Origin of the sequence: Imperialibacter sp., assembly GCF_048007035.1 — a bacterium.
Classification (GTDB): Bacteria; Bacteroidota; Bacteroidia; order Cytophagales; family Cyclobacteriaceae; genus Imperialibacter.
This window is the reverse complement of the sequence record NZ_CP180355.1, coordinates 4,524,145-4,550,366: the sequence shown is the minus strand read 5'-3', so window position 1 is coordinate 4,550,366 and position 26,222 is coordinate 4,524,145. Positions and strand designations below refer to the sequence as shown.

Annotated in this window: 27 protein-coding genes; 23 read left to right on the top strand and 4 right to left on the bottom strand. The window is 48.6% G+C overall.

The genetic code is table 11. The features are described 5' to 3' along the window. Positions 1-39 precede the first annotated feature (39 nt). Complete coding sequence (gene xerA / locus ACMVP2_RS19705; RefSeq protein ID WP_416864760.1) at positions 40-1,170, bottom strand: site-specific tyrosine recombinase/integron integrase; 1,131 nt, start codon at positions 1,168-1,170, stop codon at positions 40-42. Positions 1,171-1,254: 84 nt separating this feature from the next. Between xerA and ACMVP2_RS19700 the strand changes: the two genes are divergently transcribed. Next, the gene (locus ACMVP2_RS19700; RefSeq protein ID WP_416864759.1) at positions 1,255-1,662 is read left to right on the top strand and encodes a hypothetical protein; all 408 of its coding nucleotides are present in this window, start codon (positions 1,255-1,257) and stop codon (positions 1,660-1,662) included. Here the strand turns inward: ACMVP2_RS19700 and ACMVP2_RS19695 are convergent. Continuing rightward, on the bottom strand, positions 1,637-1,993 hold the full coding sequence (locus ACMVP2_RS19695) for a bleomycin resistance protein (RefSeq protein WP_416864758.1): 357 nt from the start codon (positions 1,991-1,993) through the stop codon (positions 1,637-1,639). The genes ACMVP2_RS19700 and ACMVP2_RS19695 overlap by 26 nt on opposite strands. 87 nt (positions 1,994-2,080) lie before the next feature. Next, complete coding sequence (locus ACMVP2_RS19690) at positions 2,081-2,320, bottom strand: DUF1059 domain-containing protein (protein WP_339793373.1); 240 nt, start codon at positions 2,318-2,320, stop codon at positions 2,081-2,083. Positions 2,321-2,700: 380 nt separating this feature from the next. On the opposite strand from ACMVP2_RS19690, the gene ACMVP2_RS19685 reads away from it, so the two are divergent. The 19 genes from ACMVP2_RS19685 to ACMVP2_RS19595 all read left to right on the top strand — a co-directional run bounded on the left by ACMVP2_RS19685 (position 2,701) and on the right by ACMVP2_RS19595 (position 20,383). Further along, positions 2,701-5,640 (top strand): WD40/YVTN/BNR-like repeat-containing protein, encoded by a 2,940-nt coding sequence (locus ACMVP2_RS19685; RefSeq protein ID WP_416864757.1) that lies wholly within the window; start codon positions 2,701-2,703, stop codon positions 5,638-5,640. A 529-nt stretch (positions 5,641-6,169) separates the two neighbouring features. Continuing rightward, positions 6,170-6,787 (top strand): Uma2 family endonuclease, encoded by a 618-nt coding sequence (locus tag ACMVP2_RS19680; RefSeq protein WP_416864756.1) that lies wholly within the window; start codon positions 6,170-6,172, stop codon positions 6,785-6,787. 131 nt (positions 6,788-6,918) lie between these two features. Continuing rightward, positions 6,919-7,413, top strand: a complete 495-nt coding sequence (locus ACMVP2_RS19675; RefSeq protein ID WP_416864755.1) for a hypothetical protein — start codon at positions 6,919-6,921, stop codon at positions 7,411-7,413. Positions 7,414-7,468: 55 nt separating this feature from the next. Then, the gene (locus ACMVP2_RS19670) at positions 7,469-8,293 is read left to right on the top strand and encodes a DUF4349 domain-containing protein (RefSeq protein WP_416864754.1); all 825 of its coding nucleotides are present in this window, start codon (positions 7,469-7,471) and stop codon (positions 8,291-8,293) included. A gap of 48 nt (positions 8,294-8,341) precedes the next feature. Continuing rightward, the gene (locus tag ACMVP2_RS19665) at positions 8,342-8,815 is read left to right on the top strand and encodes a hypothetical protein (protein ID WP_416864753.1); all 474 of its coding nucleotides are present in this window, start codon (positions 8,342-8,344) and stop codon (positions 8,813-8,815) included. 179 nt (positions 8,816-8,994) lie between these two features. After that, positions 8,995-9,468, top strand: a complete 474-nt coding sequence (locus tag ACMVP2_RS19660) for a hypothetical protein (RefSeq protein ID WP_317490607.1) — start codon at positions 8,995-8,997, stop codon at positions 9,466-9,468. Positions 9,469-9,580: 112 nt separating this feature from the next. Further along, a complete protein-coding gene (locus tag ACMVP2_RS19655; RefSeq protein ID WP_416864752.1) occupies positions 9,581-9,823 on the top strand; it encodes a UPF0175 family protein in 243 nt (80 codons plus the stop codon). 4 nt (positions 9,824-9,827) lie between these two features. Further along, positions 9,828-10,085 carry a hypothetical protein gene (locus ACMVP2_RS19650; protein WP_416864751.1) on the top strand — a complete coding sequence of 86 codons (258 nt, stop codon included), beginning with the start codon at positions 9,828-9,830 and terminating at the stop codon, positions 10,083-10,085. 177 nt (positions 10,086-10,262) lie between these two features. Further along, on the top strand, positions 10,263-10,496 hold the full coding sequence (locus tag ACMVP2_RS19645; RefSeq protein WP_416864750.1) for a DUF3368 domain-containing protein: 234 nt from the start codon (positions 10,263-10,265) through the stop codon (positions 10,494-10,496). A gap of 109 nt (positions 10,497-10,605) precedes the next feature. Then, positions 10,606-11,034, top strand: a complete 429-nt coding sequence (locus tag ACMVP2_RS19640; RefSeq protein ID WP_416864749.1) for an SRPBCC family protein — start codon at positions 10,606-10,608, stop codon at positions 11,032-11,034. A 21-nt stretch (positions 11,035-11,055) separates the two neighbouring features. Continuing rightward, positions 11,056-11,898 (top strand): helix-turn-helix domain-containing protein, encoded by an 843-nt coding sequence (locus tag ACMVP2_RS19635; RefSeq protein WP_416864748.1) that lies wholly within the window; start codon positions 11,056-11,058, stop codon positions 11,896-11,898. Positions 11,899-12,001: 103 nt separating this feature from the next. Then, entirely contained in the window at positions 12,002-12,796 is a 795-nt protein-coding gene (locus ACMVP2_RS19630) for an SDR family NAD(P)-dependent oxidoreductase (RefSeq protein ID WP_416864747.1), read from the top strand. Position 12,797: 1 nt separating this feature from the next. Next, positions 12,798-13,208, top strand: coding sequence for a hypothetical protein (locus tag ACMVP2_RS19625; RefSeq protein ID WP_416864746.1), 411 nt, complete (start codon positions 12,798-12,800; stop codon positions 13,206-13,208). A gap of 158 nt (positions 13,209-13,366) precedes the next feature. Next, entirely contained in the window at positions 13,367-16,273 is a 2,907-nt protein-coding gene (locus ACMVP2_RS19620) for a WD40/YVTN/BNR-like repeat-containing protein (RefSeq protein WP_416864745.1), read from the top strand. A gap of 111 nt (positions 16,274-16,384) precedes the next feature. After that, a complete protein-coding gene (locus ACMVP2_RS19615; protein WP_339793360.1) occupies positions 16,385-16,849 on the top strand; it encodes a hypothetical protein in 465 nt (154 codons plus the stop codon). Next, on the top strand, positions 16,839-17,042 hold the full coding sequence (locus tag ACMVP2_RS19610; protein WP_339793359.1) for a helix-turn-helix transcriptional regulator: 204 nt from the start codon (positions 16,839-16,841) through the stop codon (positions 17,040-17,042). The genes ACMVP2_RS19615 and ACMVP2_RS19610 overlap by 11 nt, the downstream gene beginning before the upstream one ends. Positions 17,043-17,077: 35 nt before the next feature. After that, on the top strand, positions 17,078-17,761 hold the full coding sequence (locus ACMVP2_RS19605; protein WP_416864744.1) for an SGNH/GDSL hydrolase family protein: 684 nt from the start codon (positions 17,078-17,080) through the stop codon (positions 17,759-17,761). A 204-nt stretch (positions 17,762-17,965) separates the two neighbouring features. Further along, positions 17,966-18,760, top strand: a complete 795-nt coding sequence (gene rpiA / locus ACMVP2_RS19600; RefSeq protein ID WP_416864743.1) for a ribose 5-phosphate isomerase A — start codon at positions 17,966-17,968, stop codon at positions 18,758-18,760. 96 nt (positions 18,761-18,856) lie between these two features. After that, positions 18,857-20,383 carry a M20/M25/M40 family metallo-hydrolase gene (locus tag ACMVP2_RS19595; RefSeq protein ID WP_416864742.1) on the top strand — a complete coding sequence of 509 codons (1,527 nt, stop codon included), beginning with the start codon at positions 18,857-18,859 and terminating at the stop codon, positions 20,381-20,383. 44 nt (positions 20,384-20,427) lie between these two features. On the opposite strand, the gene ACMVP2_RS19590 is transcribed toward ACMVP2_RS19595, so the two are convergent. After that, entirely contained in the window at positions 20,428-21,360 is a 933-nt protein-coding gene (locus ACMVP2_RS19590; protein WP_416864741.1) for a glycosylase, read from the bottom strand. 105 nt (positions 21,361-21,465) lie between these two features. On the opposite strand from ACMVP2_RS19590, the gene ACMVP2_RS19585 reads away from it, so the two are divergent. The 3 genes from ACMVP2_RS19585 to ACMVP2_RS19575 all read left to right on the top strand — a co-directional run bounded on the left by ACMVP2_RS19585 (position 21,466) and on the right by ACMVP2_RS19575 (position 26,187). Next, on the top strand, positions 21,466-21,903 hold the full coding sequence (locus tag ACMVP2_RS19585; RefSeq protein ID WP_416864740.1) for a MarR family winged helix-turn-helix transcriptional regulator: 438 nt from the start codon (positions 21,466-21,468) through the stop codon (positions 21,901-21,903). Between the two features lie 49 nt (positions 21,904-21,952). Continuing rightward, positions 21,953-22,858 carry a hypothetical protein gene (locus ACMVP2_RS19580; RefSeq protein ID WP_416864739.1) on the top strand — a complete coding sequence of 302 codons (906 nt, stop codon included), beginning with the start codon at positions 21,953-21,955 and terminating at the stop codon, positions 22,856-22,858. Positions 22,859-23,013: 155 nt separating this feature from the next. Continuing rightward, the gene (locus tag ACMVP2_RS19575; RefSeq protein WP_416864738.1) at positions 23,014-26,187 is read left to right on the top strand and encodes a WD40/YVTN/BNR-like repeat-containing protein; all 3,174 of its coding nucleotides are present in this window, start codon (positions 23,014-23,016) and stop codon (positions 26,185-26,187) included. The last annotated feature ends 35 nt before the right edge of the window (positions 26,188-26,222 follow it).

Below are 26,222 nucleotides of genomic sequence, written 5' to 3'. Positions count from 1 at the left end.
GTAAACCAAGGGTTTGGTATATATACATTATGTTTTTTGTTAATCTAACGGATTTTTGATGGAAGAAAAAGCATTGTTAGCCACATGAGTATAAATTTCAGTAGTTTTCAACGAATTATGCCCAAGTAATATCTGAATATTTCGCAGGTCAGTGCCGTTTTCAAGCAAATGTGTGGCAAAGCTGTGCCGCAGCATGTGTGGCGTAACCTTTTTTAGAATGCCAGCCCTTTTAGCCGCTCCGTGCAGAATATGTTCCAGGCTACTCCCGGTGTATTTTGAACAGGCTGGACCCTCAAACAAGTAATTTTGAGGCTTGTACTTTGCAACGTACCTGCGCAAATCTGTCAGCACAGTCGACGATAATAGTGTAAATCTGTCTTTATTACCTTTCGCTCCTTCCACACGAACCAGCATCCGATGGCTGTCTATATCACTCACCTTCAGGTTGAGGAGCTCACTTCTTCGCAGCCCGGCTGAGTACAGCAACTCTAGAATACACCGGTGCTTGATATTGGTGGTGTTAGCAATGATGGCCAACACTTCATCTTTTGCCAGCACTTTGGGTAATTTGTGCTCCTTTCTCGGACGATCAATGTCATAAAACCTGTTGGGCATATCCAACACAATCTCATAATAGAATTTAATTGCGTTCACTGCCTGATTCAGAGCTGAGTTGGAGCCTCTGTCCTTTACAATTGTTTCGAGAAATCTCCTGATATGTTGCTCATTCAGGTTTCCCAGCTCATCCTCCTTATAATAATTGATGAATTTCTCGAAGTAGCTAACATAGGTGCGGATCGTGCTGGCTGAATACTTTTTTATCGCCAGCTTTTGCAGGTACTCTGGCGGACACGCTCGATAGTCGGGCGCTAGTTTCCTTTTTTCAAGCCAACTGACATCCCCATTCCCTTCCCCGTAGGTATTGATCGGCCTGTTTTTAAAGAAGTAATGGCAATTCACCCAAGCTACTCCTTTAAACTTATTAAAGATAGTAGTCAGGTTTTGAGGTGTATTCCTAATACACACCATATTATGTGTCTTACTCCATTTCGGCTCAGGAAGCTCCTTTACCAGCGCCTGCACCACTTTGTGAGGGTAAAATTGAATACCTATATACTTCTCATCGTTGAAGTAAAGATGTCTTAACGTAATGTTTTGCAGCTTTTCCATGGGGTAGCAATAACGAGAGAGAAAAGATACTTATCAGTATATTATACGTATATTAGTCGTATAATATTCGTATAATATACTGATATGAGAACTTGTCCTGTTTGTGGTGGTGTGGTAAAAGGTCGGGTCGATAAAATATTTTGCTCAGTCCAGTGCAAGTCGGTCGACCAGTATGAAAAAAAACTGGAAAGCGAACAGTTTTTCCTTCAGGTCGACAAACAACTAAAAACCAATCGCAAGATTCTGAAAAAATACAACCTTAGTGGCCACAGCACCATCCGGCGGGAGATACTTCACAACGAAGGTTTCAATCCCCACTTTTTTACCCACTACTGGAAAAACAGCAACGGCGATGTCTACCTCTTTTGCTACGATTTTGGATTTATGTCTGTCGTTCACAACAGCAAAGAAAAATACCTGCTCGTTACCTGGCAGGACTACATGGGAAAAAAGCTAGCCTTGACATCTAACGATAAGCCTCCCCAAACGTGAGGCAAGTGCCATTCGGATCGCCTATCGAAAACTCCTTCTGCCCCCAGGGCTTTGACTCCAAACGGGTGATTATTCTTACGGCAGGGCTGCCTTGTCTGCATTGTTCAAAAAGACTTTCAATATCGCTAGCCACCCGCACATAAATCATAAAGTCGGACTTGGCAGGCACGATAGTGGGAAACGAAAAAAAATGCAACTCCACCCCGTCCTTGTCCATGATCAGGTAGTCACCATAGTCGGACCGCAGGGTAAAACCGAGCTGATTGACATAGAAATCAACAGTTTGCTGCTTATTGATAAAAGGAAGCTTGGGAACAACGGAAGTGAGCATGTATTTTTTCAGGCAATTTATACACTACCACCCATTTGCGCACTTGATTAGCATCAAGAAACGAGAAGCAACAGCCGCCATGCAGTTTTACAAATGATCAGGAAGTGCTTTAAACTCCTTTTTCTTCGCCTCAAACCAGGCTTTCATTTTCTCCGGCGATTTCATGAGCTCGCCCATGGCCTGCATGGCTTCGAGGTGGGCCGCATCTCCCTTTTTAAACATTTCAGTGCCGTGGGCCTTGCTTAGCTGAGCTATTTCGTCGAACGTGGCAGCATGGAAGGCTTTGTCGCAGGCACCTCCCAACTGTCGGCAGGTCATCGTTTTCATAATGGGGTAGTTTGCGTAAGTGTATGGGTTAAATAGCTTTTTTCAGCATTTCCGTAGTAGATAACTAATGAAAGATAGTCAATTTGCATATCAATCCACATTCATCATCACCCGAGGGCAAAAGCATTTAAAACTATTTAACTTTGAAATTCTTCTTTTTTACCCTAGCCCTAAAGGGAAAGAAGAATTTCAAAGCTGTTACGGCCGGTCAGGCTCACCCTTAAGGGTCGCCGACGTGGAACGGGGTAGAAAAACAGCTTTGAAAATAATTTATCTAATTTGTTTTAAATGCGTTTGCCCTGATCATCACCCCACTTACCACTATTCCCATTTCACCTTTGCCTACTTTTAGCTAAATAGTGCAAAAAAAGAGGATTCAAATGAACAACAGACAACTACTGATCGCTTTATCGCTAACCCTTTTCCTGGCCTTGCCAGCATGGGCGCAGCGAAAAAAGGCTACTCCCGCCGAAATAGCACCCAAAGCAACAACCGCCACAGAGCGCTGGCAGGGCTACCAACAAAGGCTGACACTTCAGCAAAACTCGCTGGTGAAAAACATTCCCTTCCGCAATGTGGGCCCCACAGTAATGAGCGGCCGGGTGGATGACATAGAAGTAGACCCCTCTGACCCTACCCATTTTTATGTGGCCTATGCCTCGGGTGGCTTATGGGAAACAAAAAACAATGGCATCAGCTTCACACCTATGTTCCAAAATGAGATTGTGATGTCGATAGGCGACATAGCTGTCGATTGGAACAGCGGCACCATTTATATTGGCTCGGGCGAAAACAACTCCAGCCGTTCTTCTTATTCTGGTTATGGCATATTCAAAAGCACCGACAATGGCAAAACCTGGATTCACCTGGGCCTCGAAGAAAGCCATCACATTGGCCGAATCATTCTGCACCCCACTAACCCCAACACCTTCTGGGTGGCAGCCCTTGGTCACCTTTATTCCGACAATGCCGAAAGAGGCGTTTACAAAACCACCGACGGCGGAAAAACCTACACAAAGACATTGTTCAGCAACGACAAGTCGGGCGCTATTGAGCTGGCAAAAGACCCCTCCAACGCCGACATCCTTTACGCCGCCCTCTGGCAAAAAGACCGCAAGGCATGGAACTTCGACGGCGCTGGTGAAGGCTCCGGTCTCTACAAAAGCACCGATGGTGGCAGCAACTGGACGAAAATCAATACCGAAGGCAGCGGCTTCCCTGCTACCAAAGGTGTGGGGCGCATAGGCCTGGAGGTGTCGGTGTCCAATCCGTCAATTGTGTACGCCATGCTCGACAACCAGGACTTCCGGGATAAAAAACAAAAGAAAGACGAGGAAGAAAAAGTGACAAAAGACCTGCTGAGGGCAATTTCGAAAGCTGACTTTCTGGCACTCGACAACAAGGACATTAATGCCTACCTGGATGCCAACCGATTTCCTCAGAAATACAATGCACCCGATATTAAAAAAGACGTGGAAGCTGGCAAAGTAAAGCCGCTCGACTTGGTGGAATACACCGAAGATGCCAACTCGCTTTTGTTTGACACCGAAGTGAAAGGCGGGGAAATGTACCGCTCTAACGACGGTGGAAAAACATGGTTCAAAACACACGCAGGTTACATCGAAGACCTGGTGTACAGCTACGGTTACTACTTTGGGCAGGTGCGCATCGATGCCCGGGACCCCGACCATATTTACACCATGGGCGTGCCCATCGTGCGTTCACTCGATGGCGGCAAAACCTGGGAGTCCATCGACAACGACAACGTACACAGTGACCACCATGCCCTGTGGGTCAACCCCAACCGCTCTGGCCATTTGATTCTTGGCAACGACGGCGGCATCAACATTTCGTACGACGATGGCAAAACCTGGAACAAGTGCAACCCCATTCCGCTGGGGCAGTTCTACTCGGTGAGCTACGACATGGCCAGTCCCTACAATGTTTACGGCGGCCTACAGGACAACGGCGTGTGGATGGGGCCGAGCACCTACGAATACAGCAACGGGTGGCAGGCAGAAGGCCAGTATCCCTACAAGTCCATTTTTGGCGGCGACGGCATGCAGGTGCAAGTCGACTTCAGAGACAACCTGACTTACTACACAGGCCTGCAATTCGGCAACTACGTGAGGGGCAACTCACAAACCGGTGACCGCAAGCGCATCACGCCATCGCATGAGCTGGGCGAGCGGCCCTACCGTTGGAACTGGGAAACACCCATCTTCCTCAGCCGCCACAATCAGGACGTGCTCTACATGGGCTCCAACCGCTTCCACCGCAGCATGGACCAGGGCGAAAACTTCGAAACCCTTTCCGGCGACCTGACCAACGGCGGCAAAAAAGGCAATGTAAGCTACGGCACCTTGACAGTGATTGCTGAGTCCCCCACCCGCTTCGGGCTGCTCTACACCGGCAGCGACGACGGGCTGATCCACGTAAGCAAAGACGGCGGCTACAGCTGGACAAAGATTATGAACGGGCTGCCACAGAACTACTGGGTGAGCAATGTGGAGCCTTCCAAACACAAAGAAAGCCGGGTGTATGCCTCGCTCAACGGCTACCGCTGGGACAACTTTGATGCGCTGGTTTATGTGTCGGAAGACTATGGTGCCACCTGGAAGAAAATGGGCTCCAATCTGCCCAAAGAGTCTGTAAACATCATCAGAGAAGATCCTGAAAATGAAAATGTGCTGTACGTAGGCACCGACCACGGCCTGTATGTGACGGTAGACGGAGGTGCCAGCTTCATGGCCTTTGATGGTGGCCTGCCCAACGTAGCCGTGCACGACCTGGCCATACACCCAAGGGAAAAAGACCTGATCGTAGGCACGCATGGACGTTCCATTTACATCGGTAATGTGGCCCACCTGCAAATGCTGACTGGCGACGTGCTGGCCAAAGCATTGCACTTGTTCGACACCGACAAGGTAACCCACAGCGAACGCTGGGGCATGCCAGGCTTCAGCCAATGGAGACCCGTGAATGAGCCGAGCCAAACATTGCCCTTCTATGCGAAAACAGGGGGTGTTGTAGCACTCATCCTCACCTCAGACAAGGGCGCCAAAGTATTCGAGGCCACTGTAAAAGCAGACAAAGGGCTCAATTACTATGCCTATGACCTGACAGTGACCGATGCACAAGTTGAAGCGCTGAAAGCAGAGCTGGGAGAAGAAAAAGCCAAGGCGGTGAAAAAGGCCGACAATGGCAAAACCTACCTCGTACCCGGCACCTACACAGTTACCATTAGCCAGGGAGGAGAAACTTCCACCACCAAACTAAAAGTAGACGAGCCAAGAAAGCGTCCTGAAAGGAAGGGGTAGGACATCTGGAGATATTTCAAAAGGTGTTTTTATTATAAATGTCACATTGAGAGGCAACAATTATGGCATCGCAAAAATTGAGATGACGTGATTCGAAAAGTTAAAAGAATGTGTCAGATTGAGCTCCGTCGAAATCCACATTCTTTAAAAGACTCAGTAACACGTCATTGGCAGAAAGATCCCCAATGCTGATTGTTTGTGAAATAGTAGCGTAACGTGGCAATCTGTCAATTAGGATACGGCTCCGTAGTCAACAGATTGCCGCAGCTACCCCAGAGATTTCGCACATAATAGACATGCAGTGAGGTAGCTTCGCAATGACGGTAGAGTTGGGCTTAGCGCTTTCAAATTCGAAGCCACCACCACCTGACCGTCATTGCGATGGAGCCGAATTATGCCAAATCTATGGCAATTAACACCAAGCGACTGAAGCAATCTGTCAGTTTCGGAGTACCATCCTAACAAGCAGATTACTCTGTCACCCCTTTCTACAAACAGAAAAACTCATATTTTTTCCATATTTTTAACCATGGCCAAAGAGTATCAATTCCCCGAAGAGCGCATCGAAGACTTCACCCTCCTGGATCCAGAAGTCTCCTATTCCTATGCCGACTACCTCCGTTGGGCCTTTGAGGAAAGGGTCGAAATCATCAAAGGGAAAATCTTCAAGATGTCGCCTGCACCTCTTATGCGACATCAGTTGATAAGCAGCAATCTCATGAGCTTTATTGCGCCTCACTTCAGAAACCGGCAATGTAAAGTATTTCATGCGCCATTCGATGTCCGGCTACCCAATAAGAAGAACGATGAGGATAAGAGGATTTTTACTGTTGTGCAGCCCGACGTTTGCATTGTATGTGACAAGGAAAAACTTGACGAAAAAGGATGTATCGGAGCGCCTGACTTAATTATTGAAATCCTTTCTCCATCCACAGCATCAAGAGATCTCAAAGATAAATTCGAGCTTTACAGGGAACATAAGGTCAACGAGTATTGGCTGGTCTTTCCTAACGACAACATTGTAGAGATTTTCCTGCTCGGCGCCGATGGCCACTACCAGTCTGCCGCCAGACTTTCCGGCAACGATCATGTTCCATGCGGCATGCTTTCCGCAATCAACCTGACAGTGGGCGATATTTTCGAATAGATCAAAGGTTGTAGTATTGCCTGGATGTTAATCTTTTAGGATTCTCTGAGCTAGCGTATCACCTATTTTCACTCGCCGCCCCAACTCCTTTCCGCTTCCCCGTGTCCTATCGCTCAAACATTAAATTCATTATGAGTATCAGGCACTTTTTCATCTTACTCCTAAGCGGACTAGCACTTGCTGGCTGCGGAGTAACCGACGACGACATTCCCAAAAACGAAACCACCGTCTTCTTTCTGGTCACCGAGTTTAGTGCAGAAAAGGGCGACTCCTACATTCTGCCACTTTCGAGCGCTGAAGACATTGCAAAGGCAAGGGCCATCGTTGCTGATAGAAACAACGAAGCGCTGGACAGGCTGGTTGTGGCTAAAGTGGCGGCAACCGATGGCACCGAAACCTACCTGAACAAGGACTTGCTCCGAAATATCACTTGGTCGTGGAAGGTAACGGAATTTAGCGGCTTCGCTGGCTCCACTATTGAAATTCTCGACGGCGGCCCTCAAGACGTAGAAAATGACATGGATTGGTGGTTCGACAACACAGGCCAGGAAGAAGGCACTGGCAATATCGGTTTCTGGGGATACACTGTGCAGAGAGAAGTGTCGCCAGAGGAAATAAAAAAATAAAAGGCACGGCTCATGGCATGAAAAATGCCAGAGATTGCTCAAACACAAAATAAAGATGAACAACACAATCAAACTGACCGGCCTGGCGCTGGTGCTTTTATTCACGCAATGTGGTAACAACAACTCCGGCGGCGAACCCATGGGTTTCAGCAGCGAAATGGCTCCTGCCGCCGATCGCAAGATGGCTGCTACCGAAGAGGCTCCCCAAATGCACTCTGGCGACGCTCCCAACACCATTGAGCGCAAACTCATCAGAGAAGGCAACATGCGTTTCAAAACTGAAAACGTGGGCAAAACACGCACATTCCTTGACTCAGCAGTCACAGCTTACGGCGGCTATGTTTTCAACGAAAACATGTACAAGAACGAGGGCATGATAGAGCAAAGCGTGGCCGTTCGTATTCCCGACGAGAAGTTTGAGGTATTTATGGCAGCCATTTCTTCCTACGCAGGCAAGGTGGACAGCAAAAATGTGAACGCCATCGACGTGACGGAGGAGTATGTGGACGTGGAAACCCGGCTCAAAACCAAAAAAGAGCTGGAAACCCGCTATATCGATTTGCTTAAGCAAGCCAAAACGGTCACCGACATGGTGGCCATTGAAGCACAGCTGGGCCAGGTGAGAACGGACATTGAATCGATGCAGGGCCGCATGAACTACCTGCAAAACAGGGTGAAGTTTGCCACACTTTGGATCAACTTCTACCAGACCGACTCCGAGGGCTTTGGCTTTTTCTATAAAGTAGGAAGTGGCTTTGGCGTAGGCTGGGCTAAGTTCCTGGGCTTTATGGTTTGGACGGTGGAGTTATGGCCCTTTGTGCTGATTATCCTCATAATCGTAATCATAGTGCGGATAAGAAGGAAGCGCAGAAATATCTAAAGCCACGGGGGGAGCTTTTGCTCCCCTTCTTATATCTTGTCTTTGCCCATGGTCAAACACCTGCTTGCTCTGCTTTTCATATTTTTCATTGCATCAGAATGCCTTGCCCAGCAGCCATTTCTTTTGTTTCATAAAAGCAGGATAAGGGAAGCGAAGTATTACGCAGGAGAAGTGATCGCCTTTCGCATCAAAGACAACGATTTCAAGGTGACTGACCAGATCAAAGGCTTCAAAGACGGACTGATACTCTTCGATGGTTATGAAGTTGACCCAAAGGACATCACCCACCTATATATGGACGACAAAACCATTATCTGGTTTGCCCTGCGGTTCAAGCTATCGAGACTCTGCTCTATTGCCGGCGCTGCCTATCTGGGGCTCGATTTACTCAACAATTATGAAACCGACAGAAGCACGATCATCCTGGGCAGCTCTCTGATTGCTGCCGGCGTTTTAAGTCATGTCATCTTCAGAAGGGTCTTTAAAATCAAGGGAAAAATGAAGTTGGTGGTCATTGCCTGATGTTCACCGGCACTTCCACCCACCCTGAAAATAGTATTAGCCCTGGTGGGAATCGTGCCCGCAGCGTCAGCGGTAAAACACCATCAAGGCTGCTGCCGGAGGATAATGTCCTTTCGATGGGTGGTGGCAAGTGAGTCGAAATGCCATTTCAATAAATATCTCTTGCTACATTGCCAACTATGCCGAAAACTCTGCTACTGCTCTCCCTCGTTACTCTCCTGTGCTTCCCACTCCGGGCTCAGCAGCCTTACCTGCTGTTCCATAAAAGCAATACTCGTGAGGCTCAGTATTTTGCTGGCGAAGTCATTGCTTTTCGCATCAAAGACAACGACTTCAAAGTAACCGACCAAATCAAAGGCTTCAGGGATGGCCTGGTGCTGTTCGATGGTTATGAGGTGCACCCCAACGATTTCGAAGTGCTTTACACTGATCAAAAAACCAGGGCCTGGTTTGCCTTCGGCTACAAGTTTGTGAAGCTTACCATGATTGCCGGGGCTGGTTACCTGGCCCTCGATGTGATCAACACAGGCCGGTTCGACAAAAACACCATGATCATCAGCGGCTCACTGATTGGCGCAGGATTGATCGGCCGCCTTTTCATCAGAGAAAAGTTCAAAATAAAGGGCAAAAAGAAGATGGTGGTGATTGAGTGACTTGCCTCAGCAAATAACTGATTTTCAAAAAAGGAAACTCTTTACCGTTACTTCGTCGTTTTAAACCTGACATGTGAAGTGATAAATTTCTATCTTTACTAAAAGCAAGTAGATGACTCTGGTGATCGACAATACTATCTTAGACAACACAGGCCTAAGCAGTGAGGAACTGCAGCTGGAATTGGCTATTGCGCTGTACAAACACGGTAAGCTCTCAATTGGCCAAGCTTGTGAGCTTGTTTCATTAGATAAAATCGCTTTTCAGAGAGAACTCGCTCACAGAAACGAGTACCTCAACTATGATTTGAATGATCTTTCTGACGATTTGAAAACTATCAAATCTTTCAACTCCTAAAAACTTGGTAGTAGTAAGTGATAGTTCGGTTATTACTGGCCTGCTGGCTATTAACAAACTACACCTTCTCCAAAACCTTTTTCACAACGTTCTTCTCACTCCTACAGTTTACTCAGAACTATCCACGCTCAGAAAATACAACTACCCTATTGAAGACATAAACACCTCCTGGATCAATGTAAAGGGAATAAAAGACTACAAGAAACGGATCAATCTGAATTTCTGGGGGGAGTTGATTTTTGGCATCGGTACTTTGTGTTAGCATAAAGAAGCAAAAGGTCCAAGCGGGACGCATTGAACCAGTTTTGCTTCTTTATTGCCTGCTAATCGTTGAATAGAATAATGTTCTTTTGAGTTTTACTCCCCAGGTTTTCCGCTTGATCCCAAGAAACTTCAATCGCTTAAGCTGGAACTCGACCTCGGCGAGGTAGAATCCATCGTGCTCGCCCTTGAAGAAAAGGCCGATTACCTACTGGTTGATGAAAAAAAGGGAAGAGATATCGCAAAAAAAGAAGGTCTTAATATAATTGGACTTTTGGGTATCCTTGTTCAGGCAAAAACTGTCGGGCTAATACCCCTCTTGAAGCCCGAAATAGAGATCCTCACCTCAAAAATTGAGTTTAGATTGCACCAAAGACTTATCCAGGCAGCACTTGCCGCAGTTGGAGAGTAAAAGAATACTTTCTGCCGCAATCCACCCTCCAATTTGCCGGTTTAAGCAAGCTTCTTCTTTGAAGCTATGACCTAAATTTGTATCATTCATTCACTTAAACACAAAAGTTATGAGCGATAACAAAACCCTTGCACCTATCACCATAGAAGCCGTTGTCAATGCTCCTATTGAAAAAGTTTGGACCTGCTGGAACGAGCCGGAGCACATCACCCAATGGTGCCATGCCTCCGACGACTGGCACGCTCCCTTTGCCGAAAACGACCCAAAGACCGGGGGCAAATTCAAAACTACCATGGCCGCCAAGGACGGCAGCTTCAGCTTTGACTTCGGCGGAATATACGACGAGGTAAAAACGCATGAAAGCATAGCCTACACCATGGAAGATGGCCGGAAGGTAAGTATTGTTTTTACTTCCAATGGCGACAAAACTAAGGTGGTAGAAACCTTTGATCCTGAAAAAGAAAACCCAATTGAAATGCAGCGGGGTGGCTGGCAGGCTATTCTTGATAACTTTAAAAAGCACACGGAAAGTGTCTAAGAAGTTCGCTAAACTATAACGATGGTCATCAGTCACGAAAAGTTTGACTATCGCAACAAATGTCTGATCGAAAAGGTGGTCATTAAGGCCCCTTTTCGATTTGCTGTTGACTTCCACGAAGAAGCCTGTTTTATCCACTTTTCAGCTGGTGAAGCGAGGATCAATTCTCCCTCTGGTCAGCTACCTGTTGAGCCGGAAGACTCCGTGCTGCTGAAGTGCGGCAGCCACTTTGCTGATTTGCTTAAGTATGGAGCTTCCAACACATACGAGATTCTTGTTGTGCACCTTTATCCAGATATCCTCCGGAGCGTTTATAAGCATGAGATTCCGTCTTTTGTAAAGGCTTCGGAATCAAATTCGTTTTTCAGAAAGGTAATTCCTGACCAGCTGATTGGGAAGTTTATTGAAAACCTTTACTTCTACTTCGACAACCCTTCCCTGGTCAGCGATGAGCTGCTTGAACTCAAAGTAAAGGAGCTGGTGCTGCTGCTGATACAGACTAAAAATGCCGGCTCGGTGCTTCAGCTGTTTTCCGACCTTTTCACCCCCCGACAGGTCAACATCCGGGATGTGGTCAACAATCACCTTTTTTCTAACCTTTCGCTGGAAGACCTCGCCAGGCTTTCCAACATGAGTATATCCACTTTCCAGCGATCATTTCGGGCCAGCTTCCATCAAAGCCCAGCCAACTACATCCGCACCAAGCGACTGGAACGGGCAAAAGAGTTGCTCGGCGTAAGTACCTTAAGCGTGAGCGAAATAGCGTTCCAAACCGGTTTCAATGACGTTGCTCATTTTTCCAGGGCATTCAAAGCCGCCTTTCTGTTATCCCCATCCGGTTACCGCAATTCGGCGAATACCTAAACAGCTCTCCCGACCGGAATAGTCAACTCATTGACTTTTTTGTACAAAGCAAACAGGTGCGGAGTCCGGACTTTTGCTGTGAACATGACAATTCACAGTAACAATGACAACGATAGACAAACAAAAGTTCGGCCCATGGGCCCTGATAACAGGAGCCTCCGCCGGTATTGGAGAGGAGTTTGCCAGACAACTGGCGGCCGGGGGATTTGACCTGATCCTGGTAGCGAGACGAAAGCCGCTACTGGAAAACCTGGGGCAAGAGCTGAAACAAAAACACCGAATCAGCTATACAGTAATTGAGGCTGATCTTTCCACGGCGGCTGGTGTTGAAAAAGTGATTGAAGGCACGGATGGACTAAACATCGGTTTGCTGATATCAAACGCCGGCACCGGCAAACCGGGCAAATTCCTCAGCTTTGGTCTTGATCACCTTATGGCCACCATTCAACTGAATGCGCTTTCGCACATCGCTTTGACCCATCATTTTGGACGGAAAATAGCGGCTGCAGGCAAAGGCGGCATCCTGCTCACCGGAGCCATGGGCGCCATTGATGGACTACCCTACATGGCCAATGAGTCGGGCACAAAGGCGATGGTGCAGGCCCTCGCCAAAGCCCTTAACACGGAGCTGAAAGCCAGTGGCATCCACATCACAGTGCTGGTGACCAGCCCCACAGAAACACCGGTGCTGCCGTTGCTTGGCTTCACAAAAGACAACCTGCCCATGAAGCCGCTGTCGGTGCAGCAGTGTGTGAGTGAGGCACTGGAGGCATTGAGGAAAAACCGGCCTTCGGTGTTGCCTGGCCTGAAGTACAGACTGATGAACACCGTGGTGCCTGCATCATTTTCACGGGCGATGATGGCCAAAGTGTTTAAAAAGAACAACAATATCGACTAGCATGAAAACCATCAGAACCAATTCCATCCTTCTCGGATCCATGAGTCTTGCCTTTGGCTTGCTGAAGTTTATCGATCCCTTTCAAACATGGTATGCCACGCAAATAGAAACTTCCGGAATGCCCTCTGTTGCCTATCCCATGGGTATCGTCGGTGAAATAGCCACCGGCTTGTTGTTGCTCATTCCCTGGCTCCTGTCATTTTCTGCTGCCTCAAAAAAGGTATCGCTGCTAGTGGGTCATGGCTCACTAAGCATTATGATGATAGTGGCATGCTATGTTCACCTGCTTCCCAATGTACCTGCCGATGTGCTGCCGCTGAAGATAAAGCCGCCCTTCATTCCGTTGGCGGTGCTCGCCTACACGCTGTTGAATATGATTCAGATATACCGATCTAAGCCATTTAACAACTAAGGCTGCTACACTTTCAACTTTTTTGGTAGATTCCGACACCAAACGAATCTGCCATGTCAAACCAACCGAAACCAATACTAGCCCTTTTGCTGGGCATATTTTGTCTACTGAACACTCAACTGTTCGCACAAATTTATCAGCCGGAAAAATTCGGCGATATGAAGTGGCGCATGATAGGTCCTCACAGGGGCGGGCGAACCGTAGGCGCTGTGGGCGTGCCCCAGCAACCCAATGTGTTCTACATCGGTGTAAACAACGGCGGTGTGTGGAAAACCACGGACTACGGCCGCACCTGGGTACCGATTTTCGATGACCAGCCAACTGGGTCTGTCGGTGACATTGCCGTTTCGCCTTCCAACCCCAATGTGCTCTACGTAGCCTCTGGCGAGGGCTTGCAACGCCCCGACCTTTCTGTCGGCAACGGCATGTACAAAACCACCGATGGCGGCAAAACCTGGAGGCACCTCGGTCTGGAAGACGGTCAACAGATTGGGCGCATTGATATCGATCCGAAAAATGAAAACAGGGTGTTTGCAGCAGTGCTCGGTCACCCCTACGGCCCCAACGAGGTGCGTGGCGTGTACCGCACATTGGATGGCGGCACTACGTGGGACAGGGTGTTGTATATGGATGAAAACACCGGAGCCATTCAGGTGTTGATTGATCCACAAGACCCAAACACTGTTTATGCTTCGATGTGGCAAGCTCGCCAGGGCCCATGGGAAAACGCCGCCTGGCAGGGACCCAACAGCGGCCTTTACAAGTCAACCGACGGCGGCAATACCTGGAAAAAGTTGACCAAGGGCTTGCCGACCTATGAGCAGGGCCTGGGCCGTATCGGTATTTCGGTAGCACCGAGTGACAACAAAAGGCTCTACGCCAGTGTGAACGCTCCAGACGTTGGCGGTATTTTCCGCTCTGACGATGCAGGCGAATCGTGGTACCTTATCAACCATGACCCAAGGCCCTGGGGCCGTGGCGATGACTTTGCAGAAATCCAGGTCGATCCCACCAATCCCGACATTCTCTATTCAGCTAACGTGGTAACATGGAAGTCTGTGGATGGCGGCAAAACCTTTTCCGCTTTTCGTGGTGCCCCGGGTGGCGACGATTACCACCGGATCTGGATCAATCCTACCAACCCCGATATTATTTTGATTGCAGCCGATCAGGGAGCCATCATCACGGTAAACGGTGGAGAAACTTTCAGCAGTTGGTACAACCAGCCTACGGCACAGTTTTACCACGTCAGCACCGACAACGACTTCCCCTACAATGTTTATGGTGGTCAGCAGGAAAGTGGTTCGGTGGGCATTGCCAGCCGTGGCAACGATGGCCAGATCACTTTCAGAGAATGGCATCCCGTGGGCGTAGAAGAATATGGCTATGTGGCAGCCGATCCCCTTGATCCCAACATCATTTACGGCGGCAGGGTAAGCAAATACAACAAAAAGACCGGGCAGGTGCAAAACGTATCGCCTGATCCTGTGCGTGATGGCGGCTATCGCTACATCCGCACCATGCCCATCCTGTTTGCGCCCACTGACCCCCGAACACTGTACTCCGCCGCCAACGTAGTGTTCAAAACCCAAAACGGCGGCGACAGCTGGGACGTCATTAGCCCCGACCTTACAAGGGCCACCTGGGACATTCCTGCGAGCGTGGGCATTTACACCGACGAAAGCATGAAAACCATGCCCAGCCGTGGTGTGATCTACACCCTGGCGCCGTCACACATTGATGGTGAGGTGATTTGGGCAGGCACCGACGATGGACTGATTCATGTAACCAAAGACGGTGGCAAAAGCTGGACGGACGTTACACCACCCCAGGTCACTTCATGGGAAAAGGTGTCGCTGATGGATGCCGGTCACTTCGACAAGGAAACCGCCTATGCCGCCATCAACAGCATTCGCAACGATGACATGAAACCGCATATTTTCAAAACACATGACAGTGGCAAAACATGGACAGAGATCGTAAAAGGCTTGCCCAACGACCCCATCAATGTAGTAAGGGAGGATCCTGTCAGAAAGGGACTGCTCTATGCCGGCTCGGAAACCCAGGTGCATGTGTCGTTCGACGACGGTGCCTACTGGCAGCCATTGCGCCTCAACATGCCGGCCACCTCCATTCGTGACCTTGTGATCAAAGACGACGATGTGGTGGTGGGCACGCACGGGCGCTCGTTCTGGATACTGGACGACATTACTCCCCTGCGACAGTTGACGACTGCAGCTGTAACCCAGCCGGTGCTGTTCAAACCCCAAGACACCTACCGGGTGCGCTGGAACATGAATACCGACACACCGTTGCCACAAGAGGAACCGGCAGGGCAAAACCCACCCGACGGCGCTGTCATCAATTATTATCTACCAACCAATGCTTCAGAAGTATCGTTGGAGATTTTTGACCTGAATGGCACTTTGATAAAAAAATACACCAGCAACGACAAACCTTATGAGGTGCCTCCGGTCAACTTTCCGCACTATTGGCTAAGGCCACAAAAAATCCTTTCCGGCAAGGCAGGGCTCAACCGTTTTGAATGGGACATGCACTACACCCAACTCGAAACACCAGGCAGTTTCTCCATCGCTGCTATCTATCAGAACTCAGCGCCAGAACCTGACGGGCCTTTTGTGCTGCCCGATACTTACAACGTGAAACTAACCGTGGACGGCAAATCATACAGCCAGTCAATTACCATCAAAATGGACCCCAGGGTGAAAACTTCTAAGGTGGATTTGCAAAAGCAGTTCTTCCTTTCGATGGCCTGCTACGAAACGAGGAAAAAGAGTCTCGCTCTGCTCGATGAAATGGAAAAGGTGAGTAAAAATCTGGAAGCTGGCAAGGGAAAAAGCAAATCGCAGGCTGCTGCGGCAAGCCAAATGCAGCGGGAGCTGATGGGAACCGACAGAAGACTCAGCCGGTTGATGTCAATCCTTCAGGAAAATGATATGACGCCCACAATTTCGACAGCAAAAGCAGTAAAGCAGTATGTTGACGTGGTAGCCAAACAGGCAGCCGACTGGGCAGCATTTAAGAAAACAAACAAAATACGCTAGGCCAAGCCATCACCTGCCTTTACAAAAAGAAATAAAAATTTTACTAAATGTAAAACAAACTTTACTTTTGGTCGTATAAGGTTTACATATTTCTATTAACTTTACTTTGATATGAAAAATCTGGATCAAATTGAGTCGTTTTTATTAACCCCCTCCTATAGAAAATGGGGTTGGATACTATTGATTGGAGGCATTCCCCTGGTGCTGCTCATTTTTACGCTCGTTGTGATGACCGGCGCCATGGATCGTTTTTCTGCATTTTGGGCTGGCTGGGGCCTGTTTTTTCTCCATGTTCCTCTCAGTATCGGGCTGTTTTTTCTGCTATTCTCAAAAGAAAAAAATGAGGACGAGATGTTTCTGGGGCTCAGGTTCAAGGCCATGATGCACGGTATTCGTTTTACTTTCGCTGCCATGCTGCTTTTCCCGCTGATAACATGGGTGTCTACCATTTGGACCGGGCAACCCTATCATTTTCCTGAGGTCGGGGGAAATCTGGCCGTCGTTACACTATTGCTTTTGTATTCCAATGCCACCTATGGTTACTTCAAATATCAATTAGCCAAAGATGAAGAATAGCATCAAGGTGGAAAGAGCAAAGAAAGACCTCACGCAGGAAGACCTGGCCCAGGCAATTGGCGTATCGAGGCAGACCATCAATTCTATTGAAAAAGGAAAATACGTGCCCTCTACAGTGGTATCATTGAAAATGTCAAAAGTTTTTGGAGCGCCTGTCAACGATTTTATGGAATTGGACGAAAATGATGCTTAGATTGAGACATCACTAAAACTACCTGAACCAATATTATGAAAAACAATGCCCTGTTGCTCACGATCATCATGCTGTTTTCTTCCCAGGCGTTTGCCCAGGATTGGCCCAACTTTGCCAAATACCGTGAACAAAATGCGGCCCTGGCACCGCCGGCCAAAGGGGAAAACAGGGTTGTGTTCATGGGGAACTCCATCACCGAAGGCTGGAGCAAGGTGAACCCGGAGTTTTTTGAAGGCAAGCCCTATGTGAACAGGGGCATCAGCGGCCAAACCACACCTCAAATGCTCGTTCGCTTCCGGGCCGATGTCATTGACTTGAAACCCGCTGTGGTGATCATCCTCGCAGGCACCAACGACATTGCTGGCAACACCGGCCCTTCCACCCTGGAAATGATTGCAGACAATATCTACTCCATGGCCGAACTGGCGAGAGCCAATGGCATCAAAGTGGTGCTCTCCTCCACCCTTCCTGCCTATGACTACCCGTGGAAGCCAGGGATGGAACCAGCGCCCAAAATCGTGGCCCTCAACAAAATGATCAAAGCCTATGCTGACAAAAACAAGATCGTGTATGTCGACTATTTTTCAGCCATGGCCGACGACAGAGACGGGCTGCCGACAGAACTGGCTAAAGATGGGGTGCATCCTACGAAAGCAGGGTATAATGTAATGGAACCGCTGGCAGAGGCGGCTATTGCTAAGGCCTTGAAGAGTAAGTAGCGGCACCATCAACTGTACCAGGCCTGGGTTGTTTTGAAAGCGCTCTTCTATGGCATTTGCCGTTGTCGCAGTAAATCCCATCGGGACGGCACATCGGTCAGAGAGCTCAGGCACCAGTCCAGTCCCGTAGGGACAACATATCGCTAATGTGGCCTCTAGCGCTCGGTTCAGTCCCATAGGGACGGCATATCGGTAATGCCAGCTATGCGGGTAAGCCCAGTCCCATCGGGACGACATATCGGTACAGCTGGCCTCTGGCGCATGGGAAGTGCCGTAGGTACGACACATAAAAAAGAGAGAATGGACTGGAACAGCAAACTGATCAGCAATCTGAACTTCGGTGCCAACATCAATAACCGGGAGGCTAAGCTTAGCCTGGCGGCAATGGTGGCTGCCAAAGCTAGAAACGGCGAAACCATAGGCTTTGGCTCCGGCTCCAGCAGCTTCCTCACTATCCTCGAAATAGGAAAACGAGTGGCCACCGAAGGCCTTCAGATCAAGGCTATCCCAACCTCCCATGAGGTAGAGCTCAAGTGCGCTCAACAGCGAATCCCTACCGTTTCTTTCAACGTCGCCCGGCCCGACTGGTGCTTCGACGGAGCCGACGAAGTAGACCCTGCCAATAACCTCATCAAGGGAAGAGGTGGGGCCATGTTCAAGGAAAAGCTCATCATGGCCGCTTCGCCCAAAACTTTCATTCTCGCAGATTCCTCCAAATTGGTGAAAAAGCTTGGTGAGAAATTTCCGGTGCCAGTGGAAGTGAATCCATTTGCACTAAGCAGCGTTGAAAGCAGCCTGCTAACCTTGGGGGCTGTTAGTATACAGCTGAGGATGGCTGGCGGTAAAGACGGGCCCGTCATCACCGAAAACGGAAATTTCATTTTGGACGTACGCTTCAACCATATTGGAGAGGGGTTCGAAAAAGAGATCAAGCTCATTGGGGGGGTGCTGGACAGCGGGCTTTTTATCGGATACAACATTGAGGTAGTCTCTTCCTGAAAGCAATAGTTAACCGTTGACCATCAAAGTGGTGGGTGTTTGAACAAAAAGCACCAATTTACATTCTCAATTTCCGAAACCGACCCTTTCTAACCCATGACTAAATCCCGCTTTCCAGCTATCTCTGCATTTTGCGCATGCCTGCTCATCGCAGCGAACTTTCAGCTGGCCGCTCAAAAAAACCTGGACGCTGCCATTGCCGAAGTGCTCCCTGCAACCCTCAAAAAACACCGGGAGTTCGTTAGCCTGCCTAATGTTGCCTCAGACAGTGACGGCATCATGAAAAACTATGACTGGGTGAGAAAAGAATTGGAGCAGCAGAAGTTCACAGTGAAAATGCTGGAGTCCTCCACCCTGCCCCTCATGCTGGCAGAACGAACGGTCAGCAAAAAAGCGAAGACAATTCTCTTTTACCTGCACATCGACGGGCAACCCGTCAACGCCGCCAACTGGGATCAGGAAAATCCTTTTACGCCGGTTTTGAAACAGTTGGATAGTCAGGGCAACTGGTCGGCTATCGATTGGAAAAACCTGGATGGTGCCATTGACCCCGAGTGGCGCATCTTCGGCCGGGCCGCAGCCGACGACAAGGCGCCGATCATGATGATGCTGACTGCTGTTGAGCTGCTCGACAAGGCCAAAACCAAATTGGGGGTCAACATCAAAATCATTCTGGATCCACAGGAAGAGGCCGGCTCCGAAGCCTTCCTTTCCACCCTCGACCAATACAAGGCCGACTACGCCGCCGACTACATGATCATCATGGATGGGCCTGCTCATCCTACTAATCAACCTACACTCACTTTTGGCTGCCGGGGCAATGCTACTTGCAGCATCACTACTTATGGTGCCAAACTACCACAGCATAGCGGGCACTATGGCAACTATGTACCCAACCCTATTTTCACCTTGTCGCATTTGCTCGCCAGCATGAAAGACGAAAACGGAAAAGTGCTGGTGGATGGCTACTACGACGGCATAGAAATGACCCCAGCTGTGACAGCCCTTCTCAGCCAGGTGCCAGACGACAATGAAGACATCCAAAAAGGATTGGTCATACACAAAGCTGAAAAAGTGGGAAATAATTATCAGGAAGCACTGCAATACCCGTCTCTCAACGTCCGCCACATCGACACCTCGTGGAAAGGCCCTGGCCTAAAAACCATTATTCCTGAACAAGTAACGGCCTACATCGACGTGCGCCTCGTGGCAGAAACTGACGGCGGCGAGCAGCTTGATAAGATCAGAAAGCATATTGAGAAACAAGGATTCCTCGTGCTGGATCGGGCACCGACCGACGAAGAACGGCTCACGCACCAAAAAATAGTAACTTTCAAAACCAACGGCTTTGTCAATGCCTTCAGAACCGACATGGAGGCACCTATTGGTCAAAAGCTCCGGGCAGCTATTACAAAAGAATTTGGCACCCCACCGGTGAGCATCCGCACCATGGGCGGAACCGTGCCTATCATTCCGGCGATTAACACCCTGGGTATCCCCGCCATTATTGTGCCCATGGTGAACATGGACAACAACCAGCACAACCCCAATGAGAACATCCGCATCGGCAACATCAGCCAGGGCATCAAAATGTGCATGACGATTTTGACAATGGAGCTTTAAAATTAAAGAGGTTAGTCTCTGCGCAAGCGCAGAGACTAACCTCTTTAATCTTTAGGAAAAAACACGTCGACTTGATCGTGCATGGTATACAACCGAAACTTTGAACCATCCGGCACTAGTATACCGCTGGATCGGTTCTCCCCCATAATGGGATTGCCCGCATACTTCGTCCAGTTCACCATATCCTTAGATGCAGCCACGTTGGTTGACCACTCGTGCCAGTCTTCAAAGGCTGTGCCGTGGTAGTAGGCATAATACGTTCCGTTGTACTTGACAATCTGATTGACCGCTAAGCCATACTTATCATATACCTCAGGCCCCATTTCTATCACGGGCTCGTCCTGCACATTGGTCCAAACCCGAAGGTCTTTAGAAGTAGCCAGCCAGATACCCAAATCGTTGCGTTCGTAAAATAGGTGCCACAAATCATTCTCACGCCAAACGGTTGGCGTGCCGTAAGGACCGTCGCTAAGTGGCTCTCCATTCATTTGCCGAATATCCAGCGAGCCATGATCTGTCCAACGAATACCATCCGGCGAAGAAAGACGATGGGCTATATCTCCCCGCCCCTCGGCAAACATCTGGTACACACCGTCCACCTTTATCACCATCATGTCTTCTGTCCAGCTCCCATCAAATACTGGGTTGCCAGGATAACGATCCCAATTGATTCCGTCGGCAGAAGTGGCATACCCAAGCGACAAAGTCTTATTCTCAGTCTGAAAGCCTGTATACCACATTTTATAGACGCTATCCTCCTTCAGTATATAACCCCGTTCCCTGATGTGCTCATCCCAGGTGGGCTGGCCAGTGCCGCTAAAAATCGGATTGTCAGGGTAGTCACTGAAATCGATCAGTTCGGCTGGGAATTCAAGCGACTCCTCCTTTTGGTTGGCTTCTGTGGGTTGCCTATTTGAGCCGCCACAACCGAGCAAGAACATACAGGCAATAGCTATTAATGGCTGATAAGTTTTCATCTTTTTCACTATTAGCGAGGAATTTAACTTTTTATGAATGAATTAGAATAATTGATCGAGAAACTTCTTTTTCATACTTTTATATTAGATGCATATACAACTAATATGAAAGCACCCAATTCTCTGGAAGACAATTTACTGTTTCAGATCAGTGAAGTGGCGAAGCTGCTACATAAGAGGCTCACAATGGCTTTTGAGGAAGGTGGGTTCGATGTTACGCCTGAGCAGTTTTCAATACTGGCCCTGCTATGGTACAAGGAAGGCATCAATCAGCAGGACATCGCCAACGAGTTGAGGAGAGACAAGACAACCATTGCCCGGATTATTAACAATATGATCAACAGGAACCTGATTGTTAAAATACCAGATCAGCTCGACAAGCGGAACAACCTCATTTACCTGACAAAAAAAGGAAAAGAATCGCAGACGGAAATGGTAGCTACTTCAGGTAAGGTCTATGTTCAAACCATGCAGCGCCTGCCGGCAAAAGACGTAGCCGTGAGTCTGTCGGTGTTAAAACAAATAACAAAAAACTTTGAATGATTTTCTTTCAGTCAATTGGTTGTATTACCCACTATTTAAGTTTCCATACATGAAAAGCTCTATTAAAACCACTGCCATTTGGATAGCCTTATCAATGCTAATGCTTGTGCTCTGGATCGTAGGTTTAATCATTGGCAATATCCTCTTTCCCAGTGATCTGATGAAGGTGTCAAACGGGTCGGGAGATGATGGACTGCCGATCATGCTACTCATTTGTGGCCTTAATACGGCCGCTATTATGTACTTTATTCACCGAACGCACCGCTGGGGCTGGCACCTGGTGCTTACCCTTGCCGTTGCGCTTTTCAGCATTCAGTATTTTATGTCTCAAATTGAAACGCTTTGGTTCAACGACAGCCTCAAGATGGAACTGAACAGCATTTGGGCACTGGTGGCAGGAGGTGCCATCTCTTCCGTGCTGTTTTCCGTTTTTGCGGTATGGGTAACAGGAAACTTCAAAAAAGAGGAACAACTAGCGTCAAAAGGTGAGATGATGCCTCTTTCCAACACCTTAACAATGACAGCACTGATGGCAATAGTCATCTGGCCTTTGATCTACTTTCTGGCCGGCTACTTCATAGCCTGGCAGTTTGAAGAGGTTCGCATTTACTATTCAGGCAGCAGCGAAAAAGCCTCCTTCCTGTTCATGATGAAAGAGAATATCGCTTCACATCTGTATTCTTTTCAGGTGCTGAGAGGTATACTTTGGACACTCATTGGCCTTCTTGTGTTTCGATCTATCAAGGGCAATTGGGTGGGAAAAGGTATAGTACTTGCGCTTCTGCTTAGCATTGTTGGTTGCAGTCAGCTGCTCCTACCCAACCCTATCATGCCCGAACCTGTGAGGCTGGCCCATCTTCTTGAAACCTCTCTTTCAGGAGTAGTACTTGGCGTGGTAATGGCGTGGATGTTTGCCAGAACTTCGCCAAAGAAAACAGACAAGGCGATAGTTTAAGAAAGCAATAACCCGGAAGAGTAGAAAATAACCCCGCCACCGTTCATCCTTCATTATTTTCGCTGCTCCTTTCTGTATTTTAATTGAATAGCACTTGGTGTAATTTGACCTCAATTACTACTTGTTAAGGTTCATTAATTAATCGAAAACTGTATATGAAAATGACTTACAACCCAAAAATGCCCTGGCAGGGTTTTTTGCTGGCTTTGGTTGTCCTGATGGGCACCACCGATGCTTTTAGCCAGCGACGAGGAAGCAGCTCTGCTCCGGCAACTACCAAATTTGATGAATCACTGTATTCTGCAATAGAATGGCGCTCCATTGGGCCTTTCAGAGGTGGCAGAGCCGCATCAGTGACAGGAGTGCCTAATAAGCCCAATCTCTTTTACATGGGTGCAACCGGCGGTGGCGTTTGGAAAACAACTGACGGCGGACAGCGCTGGGAGAACATCTCCGACGGTTTCTTTGGAGGCTCCATTGGCGCAGTAGCCGTGAGCGAATACGACAACAACGTGATCTACGTCGGTGGCGGAGAAGGTACGGTAAGGGGTAACGTTTCTGACGGCCAGTTTGGCATCATGAAATCTACAGACGCCGGCAAAACCTGGACAGACATGGGGCTACCCAATGCACTACATATTCCGAGAATAAGAATACACCCAAAAAATCCGGATCTGGTATACGCCGCTGTATTGGGCGATATTTGGAAATCTTCAGCAGACCGTGGTGTTTACCGCTCTAAAGACGGTGGCAAAAGCTGGGAAAAAGTGCTTTTTGCAAATGCAGATGCTGGTGCCGTGGACATTTCCATGGATCCGGGGAACCCGAGAGTCCTTTTTGCCACTACATGGAGATTCAATCGCTCACCTTACGGCTTCGATAGCGGTGGAGAGGGTTCTGCCCTTTGGAAATCAACTGACGGCGGTGACACCTGGAAAAACATCTCGACCAACAAAGGTTTGCCATCTGGCATCTGGGGTATCGCCGGTGTATCTGTGTCGCCGGTTAATTCCAACAGAGTGTTTGCTATCATAGAAAATGACAAAGGCGGCGTGTACCGTTCCGATGACGGAGGAGACTCATGGAGTTTGATCAACAGCGACCGTAGCCTTCGTCAGCGTGCCTGGTATTACACCAAGATATATGCCGACACCGAAAACGAAGACATCGTTTATGTAATGAACGTGAACTTTCACAAGTCGAAAGACGGCGGAAAGACGTACGAAGAATACGACACACCACATGGTGACCATCACGATCTTTGGATAGCGCCTGACGACCACAACAGAATCGCTGTGGCGGATGATGGCGGTGCACAGGTGAGCTTCGACGCAGGAGCCAACTGGTCAACCTACATGAACCAGCCAACTTCACAGTTTTATCGTGTTGTCACCGACAACAGTTTTCCTTATCGTATCTATGGTGCACAGCAGGACAACTCAACGGTAAGAATTCGCCACAGAGTAGACGGCGGCGCTATAACAGAAAGCGATTGGGAAGAAACTGCTGGTGGTGAAAGTGCACACATTGCACCTGACCCTGACAATAATGACATTGTGTACGGCGGTAGCTACGGCGGGTACCTCACAAGGGTTAATCACGCCACGGCTGAAGAGAGAAACATCAACGTGTGGCCCGACAACCCAATGGGGCACGGTGCTGAAGGCATGAGGTTCCGTTTCCAGTGGAACTTCCCGATCTTCTTTTCTCCCCACAACGGTAACAAGCTTTACACTACCTCCAACCAGGTACATGTGAGCTACAATGAAGGCCAGAGTTGGGAAACCATCAGCCCTGACCTTACCAGAGCTGAGCCAGAAAAGTTAGGCCCTGCAGGTGGCCCGATCACCAAAGACAATACAGCGGTGGAGTACTACGCCACTATCTTCGCAGCAGTTGAGTCGCCTTTCGAAAAGGATCTTATCTGGACAGGTTCTGACGACGGGCTGGTGCACGTGACCAAAGACGCTGGAAAAACCTGGGAAAATGTAACGCCTCCCACGGCACCTAAATACGTGATGTGGAACAGCATCGACCCTGACCCTTTTACAAAAGGTGGGGCCTACCTGGCTGGTACACAATACAAAATAGGTGATTTCAAACCATACCTCTTCAAAACAGAAGACTACGGCAAAACCTGGAAGCAAATCACCAGCGGCATCAACCCCTCACACTTCACCCGAGTGGTGAGGGCCGATCCAAAGCGCAAAGGCTTGCTGTATGCAGGTACGGAGTCAGGCATGTACATCTCGTTTGATGATGGTGCCAGTTGGTCGACATTTCAGTTGAACCTGCCTACAGTGCCAATCACCGACTTGACCATCAAAAACGATAACCTGATTGCTGCAACCCAGGGAAGAAGCTTCTGGTTGATCGACGATTTAACACCTTTGCATCAGCTTAACAGCACGGTGGCAGCTGCCGACGTGCATCTGTTTAAGCCAATAGACAGCTACCGCATGGGCGGCTTTGCATGGCGTGTTCCTTCAGGCGCTGGCAAAAACCACCACAATGGCGTACAGTTTTTCTTTTCACTTAAGAACGAACCCGGCGAAAAGGACACGGTAACGTTGGAAGTAATGGAAGCCGACGGCGACCTGATCAAGAAGTTCTCTACTGTATCGAAAGAGCGTGGCGAAAAGCTGACTGTGAAGAAAGGTGGCAACACCTTTGTTTGGAATATGCAATATCCAGCTCCGGAAGGTTTCGATGGCTTGATCATGTGGGCGGCTCGTTTGAGTGGGCCAAAAGCAGTGCCCGGCACCTACAAAGCCAGACTTACTGCCAATGGAAAGACAAGCGAAACGGAATTCACTATCCTGAAGGACCCACGTACGGAAGGCACTGTGGCCGACATCCAGGCTCAGTTCGACTTCATACAGGGAGTAAACGCCAAAATGACGGAGACTCACCAAACAATTAAGGACATTCGCTCTGCCCGTGTGCAAATGAATGACCTGAAAGAAAGGCTGGGCAAAGAGGATGCTTACAAAGAGTTGGTTGAGTCGATCAACGAGATCAACAAGAAGATGACAGCGGTAGAAGAAGAACTGTACCAGACCAAAAATCGCAGCGGTCAGGATCCTTTGAACTACCCCATCAGGCTGAACAACAAGCTTGGTCACCTGAGCTCGGTAGCCAATAGCAGCGACTACAAGCCAACCGATCAGACGATCGCCGTAAAAACGGAACTTGAATCGGCTATCAATGAGCAGCTTAGCAAGTGGGAGCAAATCAAAAACAGCGATATCCCTCAGCTGAACGAAAAGGCTAAACAGAAAGGCGTAGAAGCCGTGATGCTGAAAAAAGGCGATGCTTCAAGCATGTAAATCATTAATTTGAATTGACATAGTAAGAAAACCGG

Bases quoted from the DNA above. Each gene is read 5' to 3' on its own strand.
- ACMVP2_RS19625 (WP_416864746.1), top strand. From the start codon at position 12,798: ATGAAAACCATCAGAACCAATTCCATCCTTCTCGGATCCATGAGTCTT.
- ACMVP2_RS19630 (WP_416864747.1), top strand. From the start codon at position 12,002: ATGACAACGATAGACAAACAAAAGTTCGGCCCATGGGCCCTGATAACA.
- ACMVP2_RS19585 (WP_416864740.1), top strand. From the start codon at position 21,466: ATGAAAGCACCCAATTCTCTGGAAGACAATTTACTGTTTCAGATCAGT.
- ACMVP2_RS19655 (WP_416864752.1), top strand. From the start codon at position 9,581: ATGACTCTGGTGATCGACAATACTATCTTAGACAACACAGGCCTAAGC.
- ACMVP2_RS19680 (WP_416864756.1), top strand. From the start codon at position 6,170: ATGGCCAAAGAGTATCAATTCCCCGAAGAGCGCATCGAAGACTTCACC.
- ACMVP2_RS19690 (WP_339793373.1), bottom strand. From the start codon at position 2,320: ATGAAAACGATGACCTGCCGACAGTTGGGAGGTGCCTGCGACAAAGCC.
- xerA (WP_416864760.1), bottom strand. From the start codon at position 1,170: ATGGAAAAGCTGCAAAACATTACGTTAAGACATCTTTACTTCAACGAT.
- ACMVP2_RS19595 (WP_416864742.1), top strand. From the start codon at position 18,857: ATGACTAAATCCCGCTTTCCAGCTATCTCTGCATTTTGCGCATGCCTG.
- ACMVP2_RS19620 (WP_416864745.1), top strand. From the start codon at position 13,367: ATGAAGTGGCGCATGATAGGTCCTCACAGGGGCGGGCGAACCGTAGGC.
- ACMVP2_RS19665 (WP_416864753.1), top strand. From the start codon at position 8,342: ATGGTCAAACACCTGCTTGCTCTGCTTTTCATATTTTTCATTGCATCA.
- ACMVP2_RS19695 (WP_416864758.1), bottom strand. From the start codon at position 1,993: ATGCTCACTTCCGTTGTTCCCAAGCTTCCTTTTATCAATAAGCAGCAA.
- ACMVP2_RS19590 (WP_416864741.1), bottom strand. From the start codon at position 21,360: ATGAAAACTTATCAGCCATTAATAGCTATTGCCTGTATGTTCTTGCTC.
- ACMVP2_RS19675 (WP_416864755.1), top strand. From the start codon at position 6,919: ATGAGTATCAGGCACTTTTTCATCTTACTCCTAAGCGGACTAGCACTT.
- ACMVP2_RS19615 (WP_339793360.1), top strand. From the start codon at position 16,385: ATGAAAAATCTGGATCAAATTGAGTCGTTTTTATTAACCCCCTCCTAT.
- ACMVP2_RS19605 (WP_416864744.1), top strand. From the start codon at position 17,078: ATGAAAAACAATGCCCTGTTGCTCACGATCATCATGCTGTTTTCTTCC.
- ACMVP2_RS19700 (WP_416864759.1), top strand. From the start codon at position 1,255: ATGAGAACTTGTCCTGTTTGTGGTGGTGTGGTAAAAGGTCGGGTCGAT.
- ACMVP2_RS19610 (WP_339793359.1), top strand. From the start codon at position 16,839: ATGAAGAATAGCATCAAGGTGGAAAGAGCAAAGAAAGACCTCACGCAG.
- ACMVP2_RS19575 (WP_416864738.1), top strand. From the start codon at position 23,014: ATGAAAATGACTTACAACCCAAAAATGCCCTGGCAGGGTTTTTTGCTG.
- rpiA (WP_416864743.1), top strand. From the start codon at position 17,966: ATGCGGGTAAGCCCAGTCCCATCGGGACGACATATCGGTACAGCTGGC.
- ACMVP2_RS19580 (WP_416864739.1), top strand. From the start codon at position 21,953: ATGAAAAGCTCTATTAAAACCACTGCCATTTGGATAGCCTTATCAATG.
- ACMVP2_RS19635 (WP_416864748.1), top strand. From the start codon at position 11,056: ATGGTCATCAGTCACGAAAAGTTTGACTATCGCAACAAATGTCTGATC.
- ACMVP2_RS19640 (WP_416864749.1), top strand. From the start codon at position 10,606: ATGAGCGATAACAAAACCCTTGCACCTATCACCATAGAAGCCGTTGTC.
- ACMVP2_RS19670 (WP_416864754.1), top strand. From the start codon at position 7,469: ATGAACAACACAATCAAACTGACCGGCCTGGCGCTGGTGCTTTTATTC.
- ACMVP2_RS19660 (WP_317490607.1), top strand. From the start codon at position 8,995: ATGCCGAAAACTCTGCTACTGCTCTCCCTCGTTACTCTCCTGTGCTTC.
- ACMVP2_RS19685 (WP_416864757.1), top strand. From the start codon at position 2,701: ATGAACAACAGACAACTACTGATCGCTTTATCGCTAACCCTTTTCCTG.